Consider the following 23034-nt stretch of genomic DNA (forward strand, 5'->3'; position numbering starts at 1 on the left):
ACAGAAGCAGCAGGTGGGCAAGTCGCTCGAAAGACACACAGGTCAGTCATGAGTCGGGCCACACCCGCCGCCTCTGTCACCAGCCCATCATCTTTGGACCGGCCCATCCACCCTCACAGTCATGAGTGGGGCGCCGGGGTGGAGCCGGTGGGGCGGATGGTGCGGGTGTTACGGGAGGGGGCCGCCCGCGGCGATCGCGGAGAGCTTCGCGAACTCCTCGGCGTCCAGGCTCGCGCCACCGACCAGCGCTCCGTCCACATCGGACTGCGCGACGATCTCTCCCACGTTCGACGACTTCACCGAGCCGCCGTAGAGGATCCGGATCCCGCCGGCGACCTCGTCGCCGTACAGGTCCCGCAGGGTCTCGCGCAGTGCGGCGCAGACCTCCTGGGCGTCCGAGGCGCCGGCGACCTTGCCGGTGCCGATCGCCCAGACCGGCTCGTAGGCGAGCACGAGCCCCGCGGCCTGATCCGCGGTGACCTTCTTCAGCGCCGCGCGGAGCTGGTCGGTGCAGTGCTGCACGTGCGTGCCGGCCTCGCGGACCTCCAGACCCTCGCCGACGCACAGGATCGGGGTGATCCCGTGCTTCAGCGCGGCGAGCACCTTCCTGTTGACGACGGCGTCGTCCTCGCCGTGGATCTCCCGGCGCTCCGAGTGCCCGACGGCCACGTAGCGGCAGCCCAGCTTGGCCAGCATCGACCCGGACACGTCACCGGTGTAGGCACCGGAGTCGTGCGGGGACAGGTCCTGCGCGCCGTGGACGATCCGCAGCTTGTCCCCGTCGATCAGGGTCTGGACGCTGCGGATGTCGGTGAACGGCGGCAGGACCGCGACCTCGACCTTGTCGAAGTACTTGCCGGGCAACGAGAAGGCGAGCTTCTGCACCACCGCGATGGCCTCGAGGTGGTTGAGGTTCATCTTCCAGTTACCGGCGATCAGCGGCATGCGCGCCATCAGGCGTCACCTTCCAGCACCGCGACGCCGGGGAGCGTCGCACCTTCCAGGAACTCGAGCGAGGCGCCGCCGCCGGTGGAGATGTGCGAGAAGCCGTCCTCGGCGATCCCCAACGCCCGCACCGCGGCGGCGGAGTCACCCCCGCCGACGACGGAGAACGCGTCCCCGTCCGCGATGGCCTGCGCCACCCCGCGGGTACCTGACGCGAACGGGGCCATCTCGAACACGCCCATCGGGCCGTTCCAGAAGATCGTCTTCGCGGCGCCGATCTTCTCGGCGAACTCGGAGACCGCCACCGGGCCGATGTCGAGGCCCAGCCAGCCGTCCTCGATCTCCTGGACCGGGACCGTCTTCGTGTTCGCGTCCGCGGCGAACGCGTCGGCGACCACCACGTCGGCCGGCAGGACGATCTTGCCGGACTCCAGGAGCTTGCGGCAGGTGTCGACCTGGTCCTGTTCGAGCAGCGACGAGCCGACACCGAGGCCCTGCGCGGCGAGGAAGGTGAAGCACATCCCGCCGCCGACCAGCAGCGTGTCGACGGTCGGCAGCAGCGCCTCGATCACGGCCAGCTTGTCCGAGACCTTGGAGCCGCCGAGCACGACCGCGTACGGCCGCTCCGGCGAACCGGTCAGGGTCCGGAGCACCTCGACCTCGGACAGCACCAGCCCGCCGGCGTAGGCCGGGAGCTTCTGCGCGATGTCGTAGACCGAGGCCTGCTCGCGGTGGACCACGCCGAAGCCGTCGGAGACGAACGCGCCGTTCTCCCCGGCCAGCGCCGCGAGCTCCGTCGCGAACGCGTCCCGCTCGCCGGCGTCCTTGCTGGTCTCCCGCGGGTCGAAGCGGATGTTCTCCAGCAGCAGGACGTCGCCGTCGGCGAGCCCGGCGACGGCCACGCCGTCCCCGTGCTCGGCCAGGGACACCGTCGTGCCGACGAGCTCGCCGAGGCGGGCCGCGACAGGAGCGAGCGAGAACTTCGCGTTGTCCTGGTCCGGCTTCGGCCGCCCCAGGTGAGCCATGACGACGACCCGTGCCCCGGCGTCGCGCAGGGTCTGGATCGTCGGCACCGAGGCCCGGATGCGGCCGTCGTCGGTGATCTTCTCGCCGTCGAGGGGAACGTTCAGGTCGGAGCGGACCAGCACGGTCCGCCCCCGCACGCCCTCGGCGACGAGGTCGTCGAGGGTCCTCACAGCTTCGACGCCACCAGCGCGGTGATGTCGACCAGGCGGTTCGAGTAGCCCCACTCGTTGTCGTACCAGCCGACGATCTTGACCTGGTTGCCGATGACCTTGGTCAGGCCCGAGTCGAAGATGCACGAGTGCGGGTCGGTCACGATGTCGGAGGAGACGATCGGGTCCTCGGTGTACTTCAGGACACCGGCCAGCGGGCCCTCGGCGGCCGCCTTCATCGCGGCGTCGATCTGCTCCTTGGTGACCTCGTCGCGGACCTCGACGGTCAGGTCGGTAGCCGAGCCGGTGGGGATCGGCACCCGCAGCGCGTAGCCGTCGAGCTTGCCCTTGAGGTGCGGCATGACCAGCGAGATCGCCTTGGCGGCGCCGGTCGAGGTCGGGACGATGTTCAGCGCGGCGGCGCGGGCCCGGCGCAGGTCCTTGTGCGGGCCGTCCTGCAGGTTCTGGTCCGCGGTGTAGGCGTGGATCGTGGTCATCAGACCCTTCTCGATCCCGGCTAGGTCGTCGAGCACCTTCGCCATCGGCGCGAGGCAGTTCGTGGTGCACGACGCGTTCGAGACGATGTTCTGCGAACCGTCGTAGTCGGCGTCGTTGACGCCCTTGACGATGGTGATGTCCTCGTCGCTCGCCGGGGCGGAGATGACGACCTTCTTGGCGCCCGCGTCGAGGTGCTTGGACGCGGCGTCACGCTTGGTGAACAGGCCGGTGGACTCGACGACGACGTCGACGCCCAGATCCTTCCACGGCAGCTCGGCGGGGTCGCGGACGGCGAGGCCCTTGAAGCCCTTGCCGTCGACGACGATCTCGTCGCCGGACGTGGTGACCTCGTAGGGCAGCCGGCCGAGGATCGAGTCGTACTTCAGCAGGTGCGCCAGCGTCGCGTTGTCGGTGATGTCGTTCACCGCGACGATCTCGATGTCCGTGGTGCCGGCGGCGCGCTGGGCGTCCACCGCCCGCCAGAAGTTCCGGCCGATGCGGCCGAACCCGTTGACTCCTACGCGGACCGTCACTGTGCCTCCAGGGCTCGTCGTGCGTGTCGTCTCGTCCCACGCCGTCCCATGTCCCGGCGGCGGGGGTGGCAGGTCGAGCGCGGCGGGTCCGGGGACCGGTCCGCGCCGCGTGCCGTGCTCGGCCGCCACCCTATCGGCGACGCCCGGGCTCGCACCCGCCACGCGGTGCGTGACCTGCGCCGCGCTCGCACGCGGGTCTGCTCCGGCGGCTGGGCGCCGGTCAGGGCAGGCGCAGGATGCGGCGCCAGGCCGGGCGGGTGTCGGCGACGTCCGCGGCGGCGCGCTCGTTGTCGGTGAACCCGACGACCGGCTCCCGGGACGGGGTCGCGAGCGCGCGCCGGACGAAGCCCGATGCGGCGGTCATCGCCGCGGCGACGCCGTCGACCCCGGGACCGGCGGTGATCGTCGCGCCGGCCGGGATGCCGAAGCGAGCGGCTGCAGCCGGCGCGTCCGGGCGCTCGGCCACCGCGACGGGCGCGGCACCGTCGGCCGGCGCGTCCGTCGCGGCGGCGGTTCCCACCGGTGCTGTCACGCGAGCGGCGGGGATGGTCCCGGTCGTGACGTCGACCAGTGCGAACTCCCAGTCGTAGGTCGTGCGCTGGTGCTCGATGCGCTCCCGCAGCGCGGTGGTGTCCCCGACGCCGGCCTCGCCGACCAGCAGCACGACGACGCGCTCGGGCCGCTCGGACTCCGGGCGGCCGGCGAGCTCCTCACCGACCGCGTCCAGCAGCCGGGTCGCCCCGATCCGCAGGTCCGGGCCGGTCCGGGTACGCAGCCGGTCGGGCAGCATGGCGACGGCGGCGCTCGGCACGACCTGCACCGCGGGCGGGTGCGAGCCGTCGGACAGCGAGCGGGTCAGGTCGTCCCCGGTGGAGACGACGACCGACAGGCCGTCGGTGGGCTGCGCGTCGAGCAGCTCCACCAGGCCCGCGCGGATCGCGGGGAGCACCGGACGCAGGGTGCTGGATCGATCGAGATGGACGGCGAGGAGCGTCGAACCCGGCTTGGTCACGGCGGCGATCATGCACCACCGCCGATCCGCGCATGCTCCGGGGTGTGATCGCCGGGATCAGCTGCCCTCTTCCTCCAGCATGTCCGCGGTCACCGCGGACTCGGTGTCGGGAATGCCCAGCTCGGCAGCCTTCTTGTCGGCCGTCTGGAGCAGGCGACGGATCCGGCCGGCGACCGCGTCCTTGGTCATGGGGGGATCGGCGAGCTGGCCCAGCTCCTCCAAGGAGGCCTGGGTGTGCTCGGCGCGGAGCTTTCCGGCGGCGCGGAGGTGGTCGGGGACGTCGTCGCCGAGGATCTCCAGGGCGCGGCTGACCCTCGCCGACGCGGCCACCGCCGCGCGGGCGGAGCGGCGCAGGTTCGCGTCGTCGAAGTTCGCGAGCCGGTTCGCGGTGGCCCGGACCTCGCGGCGCATCCGCCGCTCCTCCCAGGACAGCACGCTCTGGTGCGCGCCCATCCGGGTCAGCAGGGCGCCGATGGCGTCGCCGTCGCGGACCACGACCCGGTCGGCACCGCGGACCTCCCGCGCCTTCGCCGCGACCCCGAGCCGACGCGCCGCGCCGACCAGGGCCAACGCGGCCTCCGGGCCGGGGCAGGTGACCTCCAGCGCGGAGCTGCGGCCGGGCTCGGTCAGCGACCCGTGGGCCAGGAACGCGCCGCGCCAGGCGGCCTCGGCGTCGGCCAGGTCACCGGAGACGACGGGCGGTGGCAGGCCCCGCACCGGACGGCCGCGGTTGTCCAGCAGGCCGGTCTGGCGGGCCAGCCCCTCGCCGTCGCGGATCACCCGGATCACGTACCGGGCACCGCGGCGCAACCCACCGGCGGTGATGACGTGCGCGTCGGCGGTGTGCCCGTAGAGCTCGTGGATCTCGCGGCGCAGCCGGCGGGCCACCGAGCCGGTGTCCACCTCGGCCTCGATCACGACGCGGCCACCGACGATGTGCAGCCCGCCCGCGAAGCGCAGCAGCGACGCGACCTCGGCGCGCCGCGACGACTGCTTCGTGACGGTCAGCCGGCTCAGCTCGTCCTTCACCGTGGCGGTCATGGCCATTGCGGGCTCCTTCCACGCGGCGAGCTGTCTCGTTCCGTCACTGCTCCGCCGTACGCCCCATTCGGCTCGTCCCCCGGCGCGACGGCGTCGAACACCTCGCGCAGGGCGCCGGCGAGGGCGTCCGGGTCGTGCCTCGGGGTCGCGGCGCAGGCGTCGGCGACCTCGGCCAACCACACCCGTCCGCCGGGAGCCAGCAGATCGGCCGCGGCCGCGTGCAGGCGGTCCGGCAGGCTGACCGACCCCACGTCGGCCAGGACGGCGTGCGCCCGCAGCGAGGGCGCGTGTCCGGACAGTACTTCAAGGTGCTGCTCCGGGGAGAAGCCGGCCGTCTCCCCCGGCTCGGGGGCGAGGTTGAGCAGCACGACCCGGGCCGCCGACGTCGTCAGCAACGCGTCGCGCAGACCCGGGACGAGCAGGTGCGGCAGCACGCTGGTGAACCACGACCCGGGCCCGAGCAGGACGACATCCGCGTCGAGCACGGCGCGGACGGCCTCGTCGCAGGCCGGCGGGTCCGGGGGACGCAACCACACCCGGTGCACCCGGCCCGGGGTCGAGGCCACCGCGACCTGGCCCCGGATGCGGTGCAGACCGGCCACGCCGTCGAGCGCCACCTCGGCCTCGATCTCCAGCGGGACCCGGGCCATCGGCAGCACCCGGCCGTCGCAGCCGAGCAACCCGCCGATCGTCTCGAGTGCGCTGACCGGGTCGTTCTCGCGTTCGAGCAGCGCGGCGAGCAGCAGGTTGCCCACCGCGTGCCCGGCCAGGGCGCCGGTGCCGCCGAAGCGGTGCTGGACCAGTCCCGACCAGAACCGGCCCCGCTCGTCGTCGGCGGCCAGTGCGGCGAGCGCCATCCTCAGGTCGCCGGGCGGTAGCAGGCCGAGCTCGCGGCGCAGCCGGCCGGACGAGCCGCCGTCGTCGGCGACCGTGACGACGGCGGTGATCCCGGCGACGTCCGGGCAGCGCCGCAGCGCCGTCAGCGTCGCGTGCAGACCGTGCCCGCCGCCGAGGGCGACGACACGGAGCCCACCGCTCACTCGCGACCCATGTCGCGGTGCTCGACGTTGACCTGGATGCCGGGCCGGTCGGCCAGGCGCCGCCCGATCTCCTCGGAGATCGCCACGGAGCGGTGCTTGCCGCCGGTGCAGCCGACCGCGACGGTCAGGTAGCGCTTGCCCTCGCGCCGGTAGCCGGCACCGACCAGGTCGAGCAGCTCCAGGTAGCGGTCGACGAACTCGGCGGCGCCGGTCTGGGACAGCACATAGTCGCTGACCTCGCGGTCGCGGCCGGTGTGCTCGCGCAGCTCCGGGATCCAGTGCGGGTTCGGCAGGAACCGCACGTCGACGACGAGGTCGGAGTCCAGCGGCAGGCCGTACTTGTAGCCGAAGGACAGCACCGTGATCCGGGTGGCGGCGTGCGCGCTCTCCCCCGCGAACGACGCCTCGATCCGGGCCCGCAGGTCGTGCACGGACAGGTTCGAGGTGTCGACGACGAGGTCGGCGTCCTCACGCAGCGGGCGCAGCACCTCGCGCTCGGCGTTCAGCCCGTCGGTGATCCGGCCGGTGCCCTGCAGCGGGTGCGAGCGGCGGTTGTTCTCGAACCGGCGGACCAGCACCGCGTCCGAGGCCTCCAGGAACAGCAGCCGGGGCCGGTAGCCGCGCCCGTCGAGATCCTTGAGAACGGCACCGAGGTCGTCGGTGAAGGCGCGGCTGCGGACGTCCATCACCACCGCGATCCGGGTGACCTCGCCGCGGGCCCGCGAGCCCAGCTCGACCATGGTCGCGATCAGCTCGGGCGGCAGGTTGTCGACCACGAACCAGCCCAGGTCCTCCAGCACCTTCGCGGCGGTGCTGCGGCCGGCCCCGGACAGGCCGCTGACCACGGCGACCTCGATCCCCGGGCCGCCGCCCTCCTCGGTCACATCGGCCGTCATGCCTGCCGTCCCCCCTCGTTCCCGTCCCCGCCGTGCAGCGCGGCCACCACCGTCTCGGCCGTGCGCTTCCCGAAGCCGGGCAGTCCGGCGATCTCCTCGATCCCGGCGGCGCGCAACTTGCGCACCGACCCGAAGTGCTTGAGCAGGGCCTGCTTGCGCGCCGGGCCGAGCCCGGGCACCCCGTCCAGCGCCGAGACGGTCATGCCCTGCGAACGACGCTGCCGGTGATAGGTGATGGCGAACCGGTGGGCCTCGTCCCGAACCCGCTGGAGGAGGTACAGACCTTCACTCGTCCGGGACAGGATGACCGGGTCGTCGTCGTCGGGCAGCCAGACCTCCTCGAGGCGCTTGGCCAGCCCGCAGACCGCGACGTCGGTGATGCCCAGCTCGGTGAGCTCGGCGGCGGCCGCGTCGACCTGTGGCTTGGCGCCGTCGACGACGAGGAGGTTCGGCGGGTAGGCGAACTTCTTCGGCCGGCCGGTCTCCGGGTCGATGCCGGTGCGGACGGTGTCCCCGGGCTCCACCTCGCCGGACCCCGCCGTGGGCTCCGGCTCGTCGGCCGTCTCGGCCAGGTAGCGCCGGAACCGTCGCCGCACCACCTCGGCGATCGACGCGACGTCGCCCTGATCGGAGGCGTCCTTGATCTCGAAGCGCCGGTACTCGGACTTGCGCGCCAGGCCGTCCTCGAACACGACCAGCGAGGCGACCACGTTGGTGCCCTGCACGTGACTGACGTCGATGCACTCGATCCGCAGCGGGGCCTGGTCGAGCTCCAGGTTCTCCTGCAGCTCCTGCAGGGCCGCCGATCGGGCGGTGAGGTCCCCGGCGCGGCGCAGCTTGTGCTGGGCGAAGGCCTCCTTCGCGTTGCGCGCGACGGTCTCGGCCAGCGCCTTCTTGTCGCCGCGCTGCGGCACCCGCAGCCCGACCTTCGACCCGCGCAGCCCGGTCAGCCAGCGCTCCAGCGCGGGCGCCTCGGCCGGCAGCACCGGGACGAGGATCTCCTTCGGCACCGGCTGGGTGGCGTCGTCGGCGGACCCTGCCAGGGCGTGCTGCTCGCCGTAGAACTGCGAGACGAAACGCTCGACGAGCTGCTCGGTGTCGGTCGGCTCGACCTTGTCGACCACCCAGCCGCGCTGGCCGCGGACCCGGCCGCCGCGGACGTGGAAGACCTGCACCGCGGCCTCCAGCTCGTCCTCGGCGAAGGCGACGACGTCGGCGTCGGTCCCGTCCCCCAGCACGACGGCCTGCTTCTCCAGCGCCCGGCGCAGCGCCCCGAGGTCGTCGCGCATCCGGGCCGCGCGCTCGAACTCCAGGTTCTCCGACGCCTCGGCCATCTCCCGCTCGAGCCGCTTGACCATCCGGTCGGTGCGGCCGGAGAGGAAGTCGGAGAAGCCCTCGACGATGTCGCGGTGCTCGTCGGCGTCGACCTTCCCGACGCACGGCGCCGAACACTTGTCGATGTAGCCGAGCAGGCACGGGCGGCCGATCTGGCCGTGCCGCTTGAACACCCCGGCCGAGCAGGTCCGGGCCGGGAACACCCGCAACAACAGGTCGAGGGTCTCCCGGATGGCCCAGGCGTGCGCGTACGGGCCGAAGTAGCGGACGCCCTTGCGGCGCGGGCCGCGGTAGACGTGCAGCCGCGGGTACTCCTCGTTCATCGTCACCGCGAGCACCGGATAGGTCTTGTCGTCCCGGTAGCGGACGTTGAACCGCGGGTCGTACTCCTTGATCCAGTTGTACTCGAGCTGGAGCGCCTCGACCTCGGTCCCGACGACGGTCCACTCCACCTTCGCGGCGGTGGTGACCATCTGCCGGGTCCGCGGGTGCAGGCCGGACAGGTCGGCGAAGTAGGAGTTGAGCCGCTGGCGCAGGCTCTTGGCCTTGCCGACGTAGATCACCCGGCCGCGGGCGTCGGAGAACCGGTAGACGCCGGGCGACTCCGGGATCGTCCCGGTCGCCGGACGGTAGGTGCTCGGGTCGGCCATGGTGGGTTCCAGGGTAGTTCCGCCCCCCGACACCCGGCGCCCGGGACCCGCGCCCGCCGGTCGTCACGACCGGGTGTAGGACGGGCGCGGCACCGATTCTGTCGGGGCCGTCCGGTAGACCATGCCTCGAACGCGAGTTCGATCCGCCCGCGACCCGAGGAGACCCCGATGAGCACCGAGACCCCCGCGCCCCCGGTGGCCGGCCAGGAACGGACCCTGGACCGGATCCGCAAGCTGCTCGCCAAGGCCGAACGCGCCGGCACCCCGGACGAGGCGGAGATCTACACCGCCAAGGCGGTCGAGATGATGGCCCGGCACGGGGTGGACGAGGTGCTGCTCGCTGCCTCCGGCCCGCCCCGGAACGACCCGGTCGGTGGCGTGCGGATCGAGATCGAGGACCCGTACAGCGGCGCGAAGGCCCGGCTGCTGGGCTGGACGGCCGCGGCGCTGCGCTGCCGGTGGGTGATGCACGACGTGCGGGGCACCCGGGTGGGGGCGGTGACGGTGTTCGGGTTCGCCTCGGACCGGGAGCGGGTGGAGCTGCTCTACACCTCGCTGCTCCTGCAGGCCGCCCGACAGCTCACCCGGGTGCGTCCGGAGCATCCGGGCGAGTCCGTGACGGCCTACCGGCGGTCCTGGATCTACGGGTTCGCCTACCGGGTGCACGAGCGGCTGCGGCAGGCCGAGGAGGCGGCGGTGGCCGAGGCGCCCCCGGCGGGGACGACGTCGGCGGCGCTGGTGCTGGCCGACCGCGGCGACCGGGTCGACCGGGCCTACGCCGAGGAGTTCGGGGACCTGCGACGGGCGCGCCGGCCCCAGGTGTCGGGGACCGGCTACGGGCACGGGGCGGCGGCCGCCGACCGGGCCGATCTCGGCGGGCCCCGGCTCGACGGCCGGGAACGCCGGGAGCTGGACCACCGGTAGGACCGGGCCACCGGGTGGGGTGGGGCCGGGGCTACCGGCGGGGCCGCGCCACCGGGGCGCTCAGCCGGCTCAGCCGCCGGTGACGGCGGTGCGGTGCAGGTCTCGCAGCGTCCGGATCCCGCGGACGGCCAGCCCGCGGTCGACGGCCTGGACGGCGAGCACCGAGTGGTACTCGTCGTCGGGGAGCTCCAGGCGGGCCGAGGAGGCGCCGTCCGGGAACGAGATGCCCAGGACCTCGGTCCACGGGAACCAGCGGCTGGTCAGCACGTTGCGGACCTCGATGCCGTGCGCGTCGGCCCGGACCCGCGGGCGGGCCATCAGCAGCAGACCGCCGGCGACGAAGGCGCCGATCACCATCATCGACACCTGGTCGGCCGGCCGGAAGATCACTCCGGTGTCCTCGGAGGGCATGAGGTAGGCGACGATCGCGAAGAAGACCATGATCCCGACCGCGCAGACCCACGCGGTGATCGTGATCGCCCGGGGGCGCAGCGTGACCGCGTCCGGGCCGGGGCCGGTCGGCGGGTGCTCCCGCTGCGGCGTCGAGGCACCCCCGGACCGCGCCGATGTCCCGCCCGGCCGCGTCGCGTCCTGCTGGGTCGCGTCCTGCTGGGTCGCGTTCGGCTGCGTCGCGTTCTGCTGCTCGGTCACGGGGTGCTCCTCTCGCTCGCGCCGGCGCGCAGCTCGCGCAGCACCAGCGCCGATTCCAGGGCGGCGGTACAGGCCTCGGTGCCCTTGTCCTCGGGCGCGCCCGGGGCACCCGAGCGGTCGATCGCCTGCTGCACGGTCTCGGTGGTCAGCACGCCGTTGCCGACCGGGGTGGCCTCGTCGAGCGCCACCCGGGTCAGCCCGGCCGTGACCGCGTCGCACACGTACTCGAAGTGCGGGGTGCCGCCGCGCACCACCACACCCAGGGCCACTACGGCGTCGTGCGTGCGGGCCAGCTCCTGGGCCACCACGGGAAGCTCCACGGTGCCGGGGACGCGGACGACCGTCGGCTCGGCACCGGCCGCGCGGGCGGTCGCGACCGCCCGGTCCAGCAGGGCGTCGACGATCTCGGCGTGCCACCGCGCGGCCACCACGCCGACCCGCAGTCCGCTCGCGTCCAGCTCCCCGGCCCCCTCGGGCCGCCCCTCACCGCTCATGGGTGCGATTCTCGCCCGTCCCGGCCGCGCGCGGGCGGCCGGGGTGGGCGGATCGGCGACCTGGTCCCCTCAGACGCCCGGGTCGGCGACGCCCCCCAGGTCGGGCAGGTCGTGACCCATCCGGTCCCGCTTGGTCTGCAGGTACCGCAGGTTGTGCGGGGTGGCCCGGACCGGCATCCCCTCGCGGCCGGTGATGCGCAGGCCGTAGCCCTCCAGCCCGGCCCGCTTGTCCGGATTGTTGGTGAGCAGCCGCATCGACCGCACCCCGAGGTCGACCAGGATCTGCGCGCCGATGCCGTAGTCACGGGCGTCGGCGGGCAGGCCCATGGCCAGGTTCGCGTCGACCGTGTCGGCGCCCGCCTCCTGCAGCTGGTAGGCCTGCAGCTTGTGCATCAGGCCGATCCCCCGGCCCTCGTGCCCGCGCATGTAGAGCACGATGCCGCGGCCCTCCTTGGCGACCGCCTCGAGCGCCGCGTCGAGCTGCGGCCCGCAGTCGCAGCGCAGCGAGCCCATCACGTCACCGGTGAGGCACTCGGAGTGCACCCGGACCAGGACGTCCTCGCCGTCGTCGGCGGGGGTCCCGACCTCGCCCATGACCATCGCGATGTGCTCGACGCCGTCGAGCAGCGAGTCGTAGCCGTAGGCCAGGAAGTCACCGTGGCCGGTCGGGATCCGGGCGGCGGCCATCCGCTCGACGTGCTTCTCGTAGCGCCGCCGGTAGGCGATGAGGTCGGCGATGGTGATCAGTGTGAGGTCGTGGTCGGCGGCGAAGACCGCGAGCTCGTCACCGCGGGCCATGTCGCCCTCGACCTTCTCCGAGACGATCTCGCAGAGCGCGCCGGCCGCGGGCAGGCCGGCCATCCGGGCCAGGTCGACGGCGGCCTCGGTGTGTCCGGGACGGCGCAACACCCCGCCCTCGCGGGCCTGCAGCGGGAGCACGTGCCCGGGCCGGATCAGGTCCCCCGCGAGGGTGTCCGGCTCGGCCAGCAGCCGGATCGTGTGCGCCCGGTCGACCGCGGAGATGCCGGTGCTGATGCCCTCCTTGGCGTCCACGGTGACCGTGTACGCGGTGCGGAAGGAGTCCCGGTTCGTGTGGTGCATCGGCGGCAGGTCCAGCCGCTCGCACGCCTCCTCGGTGATCGCCACGCAGACGTAGCCCGAGGTGTAGCGCACGGTGAACGCCAGCAGCTCGGGCGTCGCCTTGGACGCGGCGAAGATGAGGTCGCCCTCGTTCTCCCGGTCCTCGTCGTCCATCACGACGACCGCCTTGCCCTCGGCGAGGTCGGCGATGGCCTTCTCGATCTGGGCGAACCGGTGCGCCCGCTCGCTCGGGCTCATCGCGGTGTGCGGGTTCTCCGGCAGCTTGCCGGGCTCGGACGGCTCGCTCACCGGGCGTCCCCTTCCTGTGCCGACCCGGGGAGGTACCCCGCGGTCATTCGTTCCACGTACTTGGCGATCACGTCGACCTCCAGATTGACCGGGTCGCCCGGTCGGCGCGCGCCGAGGGTCGTGTCGGCGAGCGTCGTGGGGATCAGCGCGACGCCGAAACCGTCCGGGTACCGGGCGGCGACGGTCAGCGACACCCCGTCGACGGCGATCGACCCCTTCTCCACCACGTACCGGTCCAGCTCGGCGGGCAGCGCGAACCGCACCTCGTCGCTGCGTTCGCCGGGGGTGCGGGAGACCAGCGTGCCCACACCGTCGACGTGCCCCTGCACGATGTGCCCGTCGAGCCGCCCGCCGGCGGGTACCGCTCGCTCCAGGTTCACCGCCGACCCACCACCGACTGCTCCCAACGAGGTCCGTTTCATGGTCTCGGGCACGAGCTCGAGAGTGAGGACATCCGCGCCCTCATGATCGACTACGGCGGTGAGGCAGCAGCCGTTCACCGCGATCGACTCGCCGTGCCGGACCTCTGCGGCCAGCGCGGCGCGCACGGTCAGCACCACGACGTCGCCGTCGGACCGGACGTCGGCGATCTCGCCGACCTCCTCCACGATGCCGGTGAACATTCCTGTCGCCTCCTGCTACCCGACCGGCGTGCCCGGTCCGTGCTGTGTATCCGATCCGTGCTGTGTATCCGATCCGTGCTGTGTATCCGATCCGTGCCGTGTCTCCGGCCCGTCCTGTGTGACCGGTCGCGCGTCGAGCACGACGTCCGCGCCGGCGCGCCGCACCTCGTCCACGTGCAACCGCACGATGTCGGCGATCGTTCCCACCCCCGCCTCCCCCAGCGCGTGCGGCCCGGCCCCGAGCAGGGCCGGCGCCAGGTGCACCAGCACCCGGTCGACGGCACCGGCGGCAACGAACGCACCCGCGAGAGTCGGGCCGCCCTCGAGCAGTACGTCCACCGCGCCACGGCGGGCGAGGTCGTCGAGCACCTCGTCCGGGTCCCGCGTACGCAGGTGCACCGTCCCGGCGCAGTCGGTGTCGGTGAGCCGGGCACCGGGCGGGATGTCGCGGTGTCCGACGACCACGCGCAGCGGCTGGTGGCCGAGCAGGGTGCCGTCCGGCCGGCGCGCGGTCAGCGCCGGGTCGTCGGCGAGGACGGTACCCGTACCGGCGACGATCGCGTCCATCCTGCGTCGCAGGTCGTGCACCTCGGCGCGGGCGGTCTCCCCGGTGATCCAGCGGCTGGTCCCGTCCGCGGCGGCGACCCGGCCGTCCAGCGTCGTGGCGACCTTCCAGGTCACGTGGGGGCGGCCGGTGTGCTGGCGGTGCAGCCAGCCGCGCAGCGGACCGCGGGCCACCTCCTCCGCGAGTGTGCCGAGTGTCACCTCCACCCCGGCCGCGCGCAGGCGCGCCAGACCGCCGCCGGCCCGCGGGGTCGGGTCGGCGACCGCGGCGTGCACCCGGACCACCCCGGCCGCCAGCAGTGCGTCCACGCAGGGCGGGGTGCGGCCGTGGTGGTTGCACGGCTCGAGGGTGACGACGACCGTCCCGCCCGCGGCCCGGTCACCCGCGTCGGCCAGCGCCGCGACCTCCGCGTGCGCGCCCCCGGGCGGCGCGGTCGCGCCGACGCCGACGATCCGGCCGTCCCGGTCCAGCACCACGGCGCCGACCGACGGGTTGGGACTGGTGGTGCCGTGCACGACGTCGGAGGCCGCCAGGGCGCGGCGCATCGCCTCCGCCACCGTGACCGTCGTGCCCACCGCGCGCCGGCCGCCTCAGCCGTTCCAGCGGTGCGGGTTCGCCCGGGTCACGGTGTCCCGCAGGGCGGCGACGGCGCGTCCGGGGTCCTCGGCTCCGTAGACGGCCGAGCCGGCGACGAAGCAGTCGACGCCGGCCTCGGCGGCCTGGGAGATGGTGTCGGCGTTGATACCGCCGTCGATCTCGACGATCAGCTTCAGGTGCCCGGTGTCGACCAGCCGGCGCGCGGTGCGGACCTTGTCCAGCACCTCGGGGATGAAGCTCTGCCCGCCGAAACCGGGCTCGACGCTCATCACCAGCAGCGTGTCGTACTCGCGCAGCAGCTCGACATAGGGCTCGAGCGGGGTGTTCGGCTTGACCGAGAGACCGGCCAGCGACCCGGCGGCGCGCAGGTTGCGGGCCAGCATCACCGGGTCCTTCGCCGCCTCGACGTGCACCGTGACGTTGTGCGCGCCGGCCTCGGCGTATCCGGGGGCCCACCGGTCCGGGTCGGAGATCATGAGGTGGCAGTCGAGCGGGATGTCGGTGGCGGCGCGCAGGCTCTCCACCACCGGCAGGCCGAGGGTCAGGTTCGGGACGAAGTGCGCGTCCATGACGTCGACGTGCAGCCAGTCCGCCCCTGACGGCCCGCCGGCCGCGTCACCGCCCGGATCACCGGCGACGGCGGCGGCCTCGTCCGCGAGGCGCGCGAAGTCGGCCGAGAGGATGCTGGGCGCGATCATCGGGTGCACGAGGGGCAGGCTATCCCCGCCGACGGAGCGTGGCGGCACCCCGTGCCCGAGTCCGGTGTCACACCGGCAGGCCTCCGGGCGGACCGCTCCGGCGTCGCCGGCAGCGCCGATCCCGCACCCCGGCAACGGGCCCGCACGGCCTTCAGCCGGTGCGGGACCACCGTCCGGGGTGCGACGGCCCGCGTCGGGTGTGACGGGTGCGGGCTCGGGCGGCGGGTTGCGACGGCGACGGCCGCTACGCGGGGTCGGCGGGGCGGCGCAGGATCGCGAGGTACATCGCGTCGGTGCCGTGCCGGTGCGGCCACAGCTGGACGGCCGGGCCGTCCCCGAGCGCCGGGACGCCGTCGGGCAGGCAGGCCCGCGCGTCGAGCTGCTCGACCGGCCCGGCCGGCCCCGGGCGGTCCGCGCGTCCGACGATCCGGCCGACCACACCCGCGGTCTCCGACACGTGTGGCGAGCAGGTGACGTAGGCGACGACACCGCCGGGCCGGACGTGCCGCAGCGCGGCGACCAGCAGCTCACGCTGGAGCCGGGTCAGCGCCGCGGTGTCCTCGGGCTTGCGCCGCCACCGCGCCTCGGGCCGCCGGCGCAGCGCACCGAGCCCGGTGCAGGGGGCGTCGACGAGCACCCGGTCGAACCCGCCGTCGGGCAGCGGGGCCTCCCGGCCGTCGGCGACGTGCACCGTGACGGGCAGCTCCCCCACCGCGTTCCGGACCAGCCCGGCCCGGGACTCGCTCACCTCGACCGCGTCGAGGGTCCCGCCGACGGCCGAGACCAGCCCGCCGAGCAGCGCGGACTTCCCGCCCGGGCCGGCGCACAGGTCGAGCCACCGGCCTCCGTCGTCGCCGATCAGCTCGGCGCGTGTGAGCGCGGCGGCCACGAGCTGGCTGCCCTCGTCCTGCACGATCGCGAGGCCCTCGGCGACGGCGTCGAGCTCGCCGACGTCGCCGCTGCCCGGCTCCAGGTGCACCCCGTACGGCGAGTACGGCGCCTCCTCGCCGCCGGTGGCCAGCGCCAGTTCCTCGGCGGTGATCTCCCCCGGGCGGGCGAGCAGGTGCACCTGCGGACGGGCGTCGTCGGCGGCGAGCGCGGCGGTCAGTTCCTCGCCGGTCTCGCCGAGTGCGTCGGCGAAGGCCTGCGCGATCCAGCGCGGGTGGGAGTGGCGGAGCGCGGCGGCGCCGACCGGGTCCTCGGTCGCGTCCGGGGCGAGCCGGTCGAGCCACTCGGCCTCGTCGTGCTCGGAGATCCGGCGCAGGACGGCGTTGACGAAGCCCGCCGACTGCGAGCCGTGGTCGGCCCGCACGAGCTCCACGCAGGTGGAGACGGCGGCGTGCGACGGCACCCGGGTGCGCAGCAGCTGGTAGGCGCCCAGACGCAGTGCGTCGAGCAGCGGGTGCTCGATCTTGCTCAGCGGGCGGTCGGTGCAGGCGTCGATGACGGCGTCGAGCAGGCCCTGCGCGCGCAGCGTGCCGTAGCCGAGCTCGGTGGCCAGGGCGGCGTCGCGGTCCCGGAGCCGGTACCGGCGCAGGATCCCGGGCAGCGCGAGGTTGGCGTAGGCGTCGCGCTCGCGGACGGCGGTCAGCAGGTCGTACGCCGCCTGCCGGGACGGATCGGTCGCCGGCGGGCGGCCGGGGCCGACGCGGCCACGCGGCGGGCCGGCGTTGCGCGGTCCGGCGGTGCGCTCGCGGCGGCCGCCGTCACGGTCCTCGCGGCGCGGGCCGCGGCCGGTCTCCTGGCGCGGGCCGCGGCCGGTCTCCTGGCGCGGGCCGCGGCCGGTCTCCTGGCGCGGGCCGCGGCCGGTGTCCCGGTCGCGGCGGGGCCGGTCGCCGCGGTCGGGGCGGTCGCCACGGTCGGGGCGGTCGGCGCGGAACCCGCGGTCGCGGTCGGTCCGGTCGCGATCGCCGCCGTCGCGGCGCGGGCCGCCGCGCACCACGTCGCCGCCGGAACGGGAGTGGCTGGGCCGCCGGTCGTCGCGGTCCCGGCGGTCGTCGCCGCGCCCGCGATCGTCCCTGGGGCGGGAGTCGCGGCCCCGGTCGTCGCCGCCACGCTGGTCACGTCCGCGGTCGTCTCCCCGGCCACGGTCGCGGTCGTCCCGGCCACGGAAGCCGCCACCACGGTCGTCCCGGCCGCGCGAACCACCGCCACGGTCGTCACGCCCGCGGAACCCGCCACCGCGATCGTCACGCCCGCGGAACCCGCCACCGCGATCGTCACGCCCGTGGAACCCGCCACCGCGATCGTCGCGGTCGCGGGAACCGCGCCCGCCGGCGGAGCCACCGCGCGCACCGGGGCCACCCCGGCCGGGGCCGCCGGAGCGGCCGCGGTCTCCGTCCGGGCGTCCACCGCCCCAGCCGGAGCCGGTACGGCCCTCGCGTCCGCGTCCCTCGTCGCCCGGTCGGTCCCCGGAGCCCTGCTCGCTCACGTCGTCTCCTCGGCGACCGGCACGCGCCGGCCGTCCTCGCTCGTCATCGGTCCCACCGCGGGCGGAACCGCCGCCCGCAGAGTGGTCACGTCAGCTGCTCGCCCGGCTCGATCCGCGCCCCGCGGGCCCAGTCCGACGCCGCCATCAGGCGCTTGCCCACCGGCTTCACCTCGCCCAGCTCCACCGGGACCGTCGCCGTGCCCACCAGTACCCGCTTGCGCTCGACGGCCAGCTCACCGGGGGCCAGCTCGAACTCGCCGGTCCGCACCGGCCGCACCGGGCCGAGGCCGAGCCGGTCGTCACGGAACCCGCACCAGGCCCCCGGCTCGGGGGTCACCGAGCGGATCAGCCGGTCGATCGCGGCGGCCGGCGACCCGAGGTCGACCCGGGCGTCGGCCGTGGTCACCTTCGGCGCCAGCGAGACGCCGTCGGCGGGCTGCGGCACGGCCTGCACCGTCCCGTCCTCGATGCCGTCGAGGGTCGCGGCCAGCAACGCCGCCCCGGACTCGGCCAGCCGGCCGAGCAGCGCGCCCGCGGTGTCCCCCGCGCCGACCTGCTCGGTGACGACGCCGAACGTCGGACCGGTGTCCATCCCCTCCTCCAGCCGGAAGGTGGTGGCGCCGGTGACGTCGTCGCCGTGCCGGATCGCAGCCTGCACCGGTGCGGCGCCCCGCCAGGCGGGCAGCAGCGAGAAGTGCAGGTTCACCCAGCCGTGCGCGGGCACGTCGAGCACCGGACGCGGCAGCAGCGCGCCGTAGGCGACGACCGGGGCGCAGTCCGGCGCGAGCTCGCGCAGGGCCTTCTCGAACTCTTCTCCGGACGGCTTCGCCGGGGTCAGGACGGGGATCCCGGCCTCGTCGGCCAGTGCCCCGACCGGGGACCGGGTCAGCTTCCGTCCCCGCCCGGACGGCGCGTCGGGCCGGGTCAGCACCGCCACGACGTCGTGCCGGCCGGACTCCAGCAGCCTCCGCAGCGACGGGACGGCGGGCTCGGGGGTCCCGGCGAAGACCAGCCTCATCGGAGCTTGCCGAACATCGGGTGCGGGCTGACCTTCACCATGGGCTCGGGCTCGCCGAACCACTCCGCGGACCGGATCTCGCGCATGGCCTGCTTGCGGGTCTCGGCGTCGAGCCGGTCGACGAACAACACGCCGTCGAGATGGTCGGTCTCGTGCTGGATGCAGCGGGCCAGCAGCTCGGAGCCCTCGATCTCCTTCGGCTCGCCGTGCATGTCCCAGCCGCGGGCCACGACCGACAGCTTCCGCCGGCAGTCCCAGCCCAGGCCCGGGATCGACAGGCAGCCCTCGGGTCCGATCTGATCCTCCTCGCCCACCGCCTCCCAGGTGGGGTTGACCAGGTGCCCGGTGAAGCCGTCGCAGTCGTAGACGAACACCCGCATGCCCACACCGATCTGCGGTGCGGCCAGCCCGGCGCCGCCCTCGTCGTGCATGGTGTCGGTGAGGTCGGCGACCAGCTTGCGGAGCTCGGCGTCGAAGTCGGTGACCTCGGTGGCGCGGGTGCGGAGGACGGGGTCGCCGAACAGCCGGACGGGCTGGATGGGCACGGGTCTCCTCGCAGACGTCGGGACGGTGGAACGGCCGACGGTCGGGGCCGCGGCAGCAGCTCACCATTCTGCCACTCCGCACCGCCGTGGCCGGTCGCCGGTAAAGCGTCCGGCAGACGCGCGCGGCTTCGGTGAACGCGCTCCCGATCGGGCGCGCGTTCTCCGATCCGGATCGCGTACCGGTCCGGTGGGGTGCGACGGACGGCGGGCGGTCAGTCGATCTCGTCGGGGTCGAGGCAGATCCGGACCGGGTCGGTCGCCTTGCGGGCGGTCCGCAGGGCCTGCGCGTCGTGCAGGGCGGCGGCCAGCCGGCGTCCGGCCGCGCGGGGTACCCGCAGCAGCGCGCGTTCCCGGATCGCGTCCCGGTCCACGCCCGGCCGGTCCGGCGGATCGATCTCGACCGGCCCCAGCAGCTCGACGCCCTCGGGCGGTTCCCTCTCGGTGCCGACGCGCGTTCCGCGTCCGCTGCTCTCGGTGCCGATGCCCGTTCCGCGTCCGCTGCTCTCGGTGCCGAGCACGACATCGCAGATCTCGGCGACGGCGGCGGGTGAGCCCTCCACCGCGGCCATCCGCATCGCCGGCGGGAACCCCACCTCGGCGCGGGCGGCGAGCTCCTGCTCGGCGTGCCAGGCCGGGTCCCACCGGACCAGCGCCTGCACCGTCGGGATCGCGGCCTCGGCGATCACCACGACCCGGCCGCCCTCGGTGTGCGGCACGACCCCCGCGGCGGCGGCGAACCAGCGCCGCAGGGTCTCCTCGGCCACCCGCAGGTCGGGCCGGGACAGCATCGCCCAGCCGTCCAGCAGCAGCGCGGCGCCGTAGCCGCCCTCGACGACCGGCTCCGCCCCCGGCGTCGCGACGACGAGCGCCGGCCCGGGCTCGACGGCGTCGAGCACCTTGGCGCCGCCCCCGGAGCTCCGCACGGGCACCCCGGGGAACGCCCGCCCCAGCTCCTCGGCGGTCCGCCCGGCCCCGACGACGCCGGCCCGCAGCCGCCGCGAACCGCAGCCGCCACACCGGAACCCGGGTTCGGCCCGTCCGCACCAGCGGCAGGCCGGGAGGGTCGCCGACTCGCCGGACGCGGCGCCACGCGGGAGCCCCAGCGGCCCGGCACAGTGCCGGCACCGGGACGCCTCCCGGCACGACGCGCACGCCAGGAACGGCAGGTAACCGGCGCGCGGGACCTGCACCAGGACCGGGCGCCCGGCCTTCAATGCCTCCCGGGCCGCCTCGAACGCCACGCCCGGCACCCGGGCGGCGCGGGCCGACGGGTCCCGGACCAGCTGGCTGTCGCTCTCGCCGATCGCGGTCACCCGCGGCGCGCGGGCGCGCACGGTCGCCCGGTCGGCGACCACCGGGCTGGCCCAGCCGGACTCCACCAGCACCTGGGCCTCCGCGGTCCGGGCGAACCCGCCGACCAGCAGCGCGGCGCCTTCGCGATGGGCACGCAGCATCAGCACGTCCCGGACCTGCGGGTAAGGCGCGCGGGGTTCGGAGTGCGAGTCGTCGCCGTCGTCCCAGACGGCGAGCAGCCCGAGCGCACCGAGCGGCGCGAACGCCGCCGACCGGGTCCCGACGACCACCCGGGCACTCCCCCGCCGCACCGCCAGCCAGCGGCGGTAGCGCTCGGCCGGTCCGAGGTCCGCGGTCAGCGCGACGACGGCGTCCGGCCCGAGCAGCGCGGCGCACGCGGCGTGCAGCCGGTCGACGTCGCGCTGGTCGGGCACCACCAGCAGCGCGGACCGCCCGGCGGTCCGGGTCGCGGCGGCGGCCTCGGCCAGCCGCTCCGGCCAGCGCTCGCCGGGCAGTGCCTGCCAGACCGCGTGCGCGGCACGACCGCCCGCGAGCGCGTCGAGCAGCGCGGTGCCCCGCGGGTAGGCCGACCAGCCGGTGCGGTCCGGCGCCGTGGGGGTCTCCGCTGCCCGCTCGCGCGGGGTCTCCGACTCGACCCGGGCGTGCCGGGCCGGCACGGCCAGGCGCAGGACGTCGGCCATCACACCCGCGTACCGGTCGGCGACGGCGCGGGCGAGCCCGGCCACCTCCGGTGTCAGGACGGGCTCGGCGGAGACCACCTTCTCCACCCAGGCGAGCTTGCCGCCGTGCGCGGAGTCGTCGGCCCGCTCGAGCAGGAACCCGTCGACCATCCGCCCGGCGAATCGCACCCGCACCCGCGCGCCGGCCACCGCGGCCTCGTCGAGGTGCCCGGGCACCCGGTAGTCGAAGGGCCGGTCCAGGTGCGGCAGCGGGACGTCGACGACGACCCGAGCCACCGGCAGCACCGCGGCGGGCTTCCACTCGCCGCGGTCCCGGGGCGCGCGCCGGGGACGCGGCGCGGCGCGGGGGGCGGAGGTGGTCACGCCCAGGGTCTATCAGACGGCACCGACACCGCCCCGCGCCGAGGTACCGACACCCTCGGCTCCACGCGCCGATCACCCGCCGAGATGCAGACCCGGGTCGTCCGGAGATCAGGACCCGACCCTGAGCCGCATCTCGACGGGGAAAAGCGCCGCGGCACACGGACGTCGAGCGAACGCCGATGGCCGGGCACGTCGCGGAGGACGTACCCGGCCATCAGTGGGTCGAGCGGGAGGATCAGCCTCCGGCGAGGGACTTCAGCGCGTCCGCCCGGGAGGTGTCCTCCCAGGGCAGGTCGACGTCGGTCCGGCCGAAGTGACCGTAGGCGGCGGTCGGCGCGTAGATCGGCCGCAGCAGCTTGAGGTCGCGGATGATCGCGGCCGGGCGGAGGTCGAAGACCTCCTCGATCGCGGCCTGGATCTTCGCCGGGTCGACGTTCTCGGTGCCGAACGTCTCGACGAACAGGCCCACCGGGGCCGCCTTGCCGATCGCGTAGGCGACCTGGACCTCGATGCGGGTGGCCAGGCCGGCGGCGACGGCGTTCTTCGCGACCCAGCGCATGGCGTACGCCGCGGAGCGGTCGACCTTCGACGGGTCCTTGCCGGAGAAGGCGCCGCCACCGTGGCGGGCCATCCCGCCGTAGGTGTCGACGATGATCTTCCGGCCGGTCAGGCCGGCGTCACCCATCGGGCCGCCGAGGACGAAGCGGCCGGTCGGGTTGACCAGCAGCCGCGGCTCGGACGGGTTCCAGCCCAGCGCCTCGACCTCGGGGGTCACGACGTGCTTGAGGATGTCCGGGGCGAGCATGCCGTCGAGGTCGACGTCTGCGGCGTGCTGGGTGGACAGCACGACGGTGTCGAGGCGGGCCGGCTTGTCGCCGTCGTAGTCGATGGTGACCTGGGTCTTCCCGTCGGGCCGCAGGTACGGCAGCGTGCCGTTCTTGCGGACCTCGGTCAGCCGCCGGGCCAGCCGGTGCGACAGGGCGATCGGCAGCGGCATGAGCTCGGGGGTGTCGTCGCAGGCGTAGCCGAACATCAGGCCCTGGTCGCCGGCGCCCTGCTTGGCGATCTCGTCCTCGGCGGACTCGACGCGCTTCTCGTAGGCGGTGTCGACGCCCTGCGCGATGTCCGGGGACTGGGCGCCGATGGCGATGTTGACGCCGCAGGACTCGCCGTCGAAGCCCTTGGCCGACGAGTCGTAGCCGATCTCGAGGATCCGGTCGCGGACGATCTTGGGGATCTCCACGTACGCGTTCGTCGTGACCTCGCCGGCGACGTGCACCTGACCGGTGGTGACCATCGTCTCGACGGCGACGCGGCTGCTCGGATCCTGCTCGAGCATCGCGTCGAGGATCGAGTCGCTGATCGCGTCACAGATCTTGTCGGGATGACCTTCGGTCACCGATTCGCTCGTGAACAGGCGGCGGCTCGTGTTCGACACGCGCTGATTCTCCATCCGATCGCTTGTACTGCAGGCACTGGCTCGACTGCCCGCCGCGGTCGTACTGACCGCGGCCCGTCAGGGCGCCCCGGAGGGCCGGAGCGACCTCTTCGAAGCACCCTAGTGCAGATCGCCGCTCCGTCGGGAGTAGCGGAGGGCGCAACTCACACACGGAGCGT

The 23034-nt window shown here is 74.6% G+C and carries 19 protein-coding genes and 1 pseudogene; 1 reads left to right on the top strand and 19 read right to left on the bottom strand.

Going from position 1 to position 23034, the window contains the following annotated elements; all coding sequences use genetic code 11:
• Positions 1-168 precede the first annotated feature (168 nt).
• The 8 genes from tpiA to uvrC form a co-directional block, all read right to left on the bottom strand.
• The gene (gene tpiA / locus WIS52_RS04370) at positions 169-954 is read right to left on the bottom strand and encodes a triose-phosphate isomerase (protein ID WP_349296798.1); all 786 of its coding nucleotides are present in this window, start codon (positions 952-954) and stop codon (positions 169-171) included.
• Positions 954-2141, bottom strand: a complete 1188-nt coding sequence (locus tag WIS52_RS04375; protein WP_349296799.1) for a phosphoglycerate kinase — start codon at positions 2139-2141, stop codon at positions 954-956. The genes tpiA and WIS52_RS04375 overlap by 1 nt, the downstream gene beginning before the upstream one ends.
• Positions 2138-3151 carry a type I glyceraldehyde-3-phosphate dehydrogenase gene (gap, locus tag WIS52_RS04380; protein ID WP_349296800.1) on the bottom strand — a complete coding sequence of 338 codons (1014 nt, stop codon included), beginning with the start codon at positions 3149-3151 and terminating at the stop codon, positions 2138-2140. Before gap ends, WIS52_RS04375 begins: the two co-directional genes overlap by 4 nt.
• Before the next feature lie 220 nt (positions 3152-3371).
• A complete protein-coding gene (locus WIS52_RS04385; protein WP_349296801.1) occupies positions 3372-4163 on the bottom strand; it encodes a hypothetical protein in 792 nt (263 codons plus the stop codon).
• Between the two features lie 57 nt (positions 4164-4220).
• Entirely contained in the window at positions 4221-5210 is a 990-nt protein-coding gene (gene whiA / locus WIS52_RS04390) for a DNA-binding protein WhiA (protein WP_349296802.1), read from the bottom strand.
• The gene (locus WIS52_RS04395) at positions 5201-6244 is read right to left on the bottom strand and encodes a gluconeogenesis factor YvcK family protein (protein ID WP_349296803.1); all 1044 of its coding nucleotides are present in this window, start codon (positions 6242-6244) and stop codon (positions 5201-5203) included. Before WIS52_RS04395 ends, whiA begins: the two co-directional genes overlap by 10 nt.
• Positions 6241-7140, bottom strand: coding sequence for an RNase adapter RapZ (rapZ, locus tag WIS52_RS04400; protein WP_349296804.1), 900 nt, complete (start codon positions 7138-7140; stop codon positions 6241-6243). Before rapZ ends, WIS52_RS04395 begins: the two co-directional genes overlap by 4 nt.
• Positions 7137-9125 (bottom strand): excinuclease ABC subunit UvrC, encoded by a 1989-nt coding sequence (gene uvrC, locus WIS52_RS04405; RefSeq protein ID WP_349296805.1) that lies wholly within the window; start codon positions 9123-9125, stop codon positions 7137-7139. Before uvrC ends, rapZ begins: the two co-directional genes overlap by 4 nt.
• A 168-nt stretch (positions 9126-9293) precedes the next feature.
• Here uvrC and WIS52_RS04410 point away from each other — a divergent pair, with 168 nt between their 5' ends.
• On the top strand, positions 9294-10049 hold the full coding sequence (locus WIS52_RS04410; protein WP_349296806.1) for a DUF2786 domain-containing protein: 756 nt from the start codon (positions 9294-9296) through the stop codon (positions 10047-10049).
• Positions 10050-10118: 69 nt separating this feature from the next.
• Here the strand turns inward: WIS52_RS04410 and WIS52_RS04415 are convergent, their stop codons facing one another.
• The 11 genes and pseudogenes from WIS52_RS04415 to metK all read right to left on the bottom strand — a co-directional run bounded on the left by WIS52_RS04415 (position 10119) and on the right by metK (position 22870).
• Positions 10119-10541 carry a PH domain-containing protein gene (locus WIS52_RS04415; RefSeq protein WP_379612366.1) on the bottom strand — a complete coding sequence of 141 codons (423 nt, stop codon included), beginning with the start codon at positions 10539-10541 and terminating at the stop codon, positions 10119-10121.
• A gap of 155 nt (positions 10542-10696) precedes the next feature.
• Positions 10697-11194 carry a 6,7-dimethyl-8-ribityllumazine synthase gene (ribH, locus tag WIS52_RS04420; RefSeq protein ID WP_349296808.1) on the bottom strand — a complete coding sequence of 166 codons (498 nt, stop codon included), beginning with the start codon at positions 11192-11194 and terminating at the stop codon, positions 10697-10699.
• Between the two features lie 69 nt (positions 11195-11263).
• Positions 11264-12532, bottom strand: a complete 1269-nt coding sequence (locus WIS52_RS04425; protein ID WP_349297360.1) for a bifunctional 3,4-dihydroxy-2-butanone-4-phosphate synthase/GTP cyclohydrolase II — start codon at positions 12530-12532, stop codon at positions 11264-11266.
• Positions 12533-12579: 47 nt separating this feature from the next.
• Positions 12580-13206, bottom strand: a complete 627-nt coding sequence (locus WIS52_RS04430; RefSeq protein WP_349296809.1) for a riboflavin synthase — start codon at positions 13204-13206, stop codon at positions 12580-12582.
• A 15-nt stretch (positions 13207-13221) separates the two neighbouring features.
• On the bottom strand, positions 13222-14316 hold the full coding sequence (gene ribD / locus WIS52_RS04435; protein ID WP_349297361.1) for a bifunctional diaminohydroxyphosphoribosylaminopyrimidine deaminase/5-amino-6-(5-phosphoribosylamino)uracil reductase RibD: 1095 nt from the start codon (positions 14314-14316) through the stop codon (positions 13222-13224).
• A gap of 45 nt (positions 14317-14361) precedes the next feature.
• The gene (rpe, locus tag WIS52_RS04440; protein WP_349297362.1) at positions 14362-15066 is read right to left on the bottom strand and encodes a ribulose-phosphate 3-epimerase; all 705 of its coding nucleotides are present in this window, start codon (positions 15064-15066) and stop codon (positions 14362-14364) included.
• Positions 15067-15310: 244 nt separating this feature from the next.
• Positions 15311-16765: pseudogene (locus WIS52_RS04445) on the bottom strand (RsmB/NOP family class I SAM-dependent RNA methyltransferase); the annotation flags it as partial.
• An 817-nt stretch (positions 16766-17582) separates the two neighbouring features.
• Positions 17583-18515, bottom strand: a complete 933-nt coding sequence (gene fmt / locus WIS52_RS04450) for a methionyl-tRNA formyltransferase (RefSeq protein ID WP_349296810.1) — start codon at positions 18513-18515, stop codon at positions 17583-17585.
• Positions 18512-19060 (bottom strand): peptide deformylase, encoded by a 549-nt coding sequence (gene def / locus WIS52_RS04455; RefSeq protein ID WP_349296811.1) that lies wholly within the window; start codon positions 19058-19060, stop codon positions 18512-18514. Before def ends, fmt begins: the two co-directional genes overlap by 4 nt.
• Before the next feature lie 212 nt (positions 19061-19272).
• Positions 19273-21417, bottom strand: a complete 2145-nt coding sequence (locus tag WIS52_RS04460; RefSeq protein WP_349296812.1) for a primosomal protein N' — start codon at positions 21415-21417, stop codon at positions 19273-19275.
• Positions 21418-21652: 235 nt separating this feature from the next.
• Entirely contained in the window at positions 21653-22870 is a 1218-nt protein-coding gene (gene metK, locus WIS52_RS04465) for a methionine adenosyltransferase (protein ID WP_349296813.1), read from the bottom strand.
• Positions 22871-23034: the final 164 nt, after the last annotated feature.

Origin of the sequence: Pseudonocardia nematodicida (assembly GCF_040105385.1) — a bacterium.
GTDB lineage: Bacteria > Actinomycetota > Actinomycetes > Mycobacteriales > Pseudonocardiaceae > Pseudonocardia > Pseudonocardia nematodicida.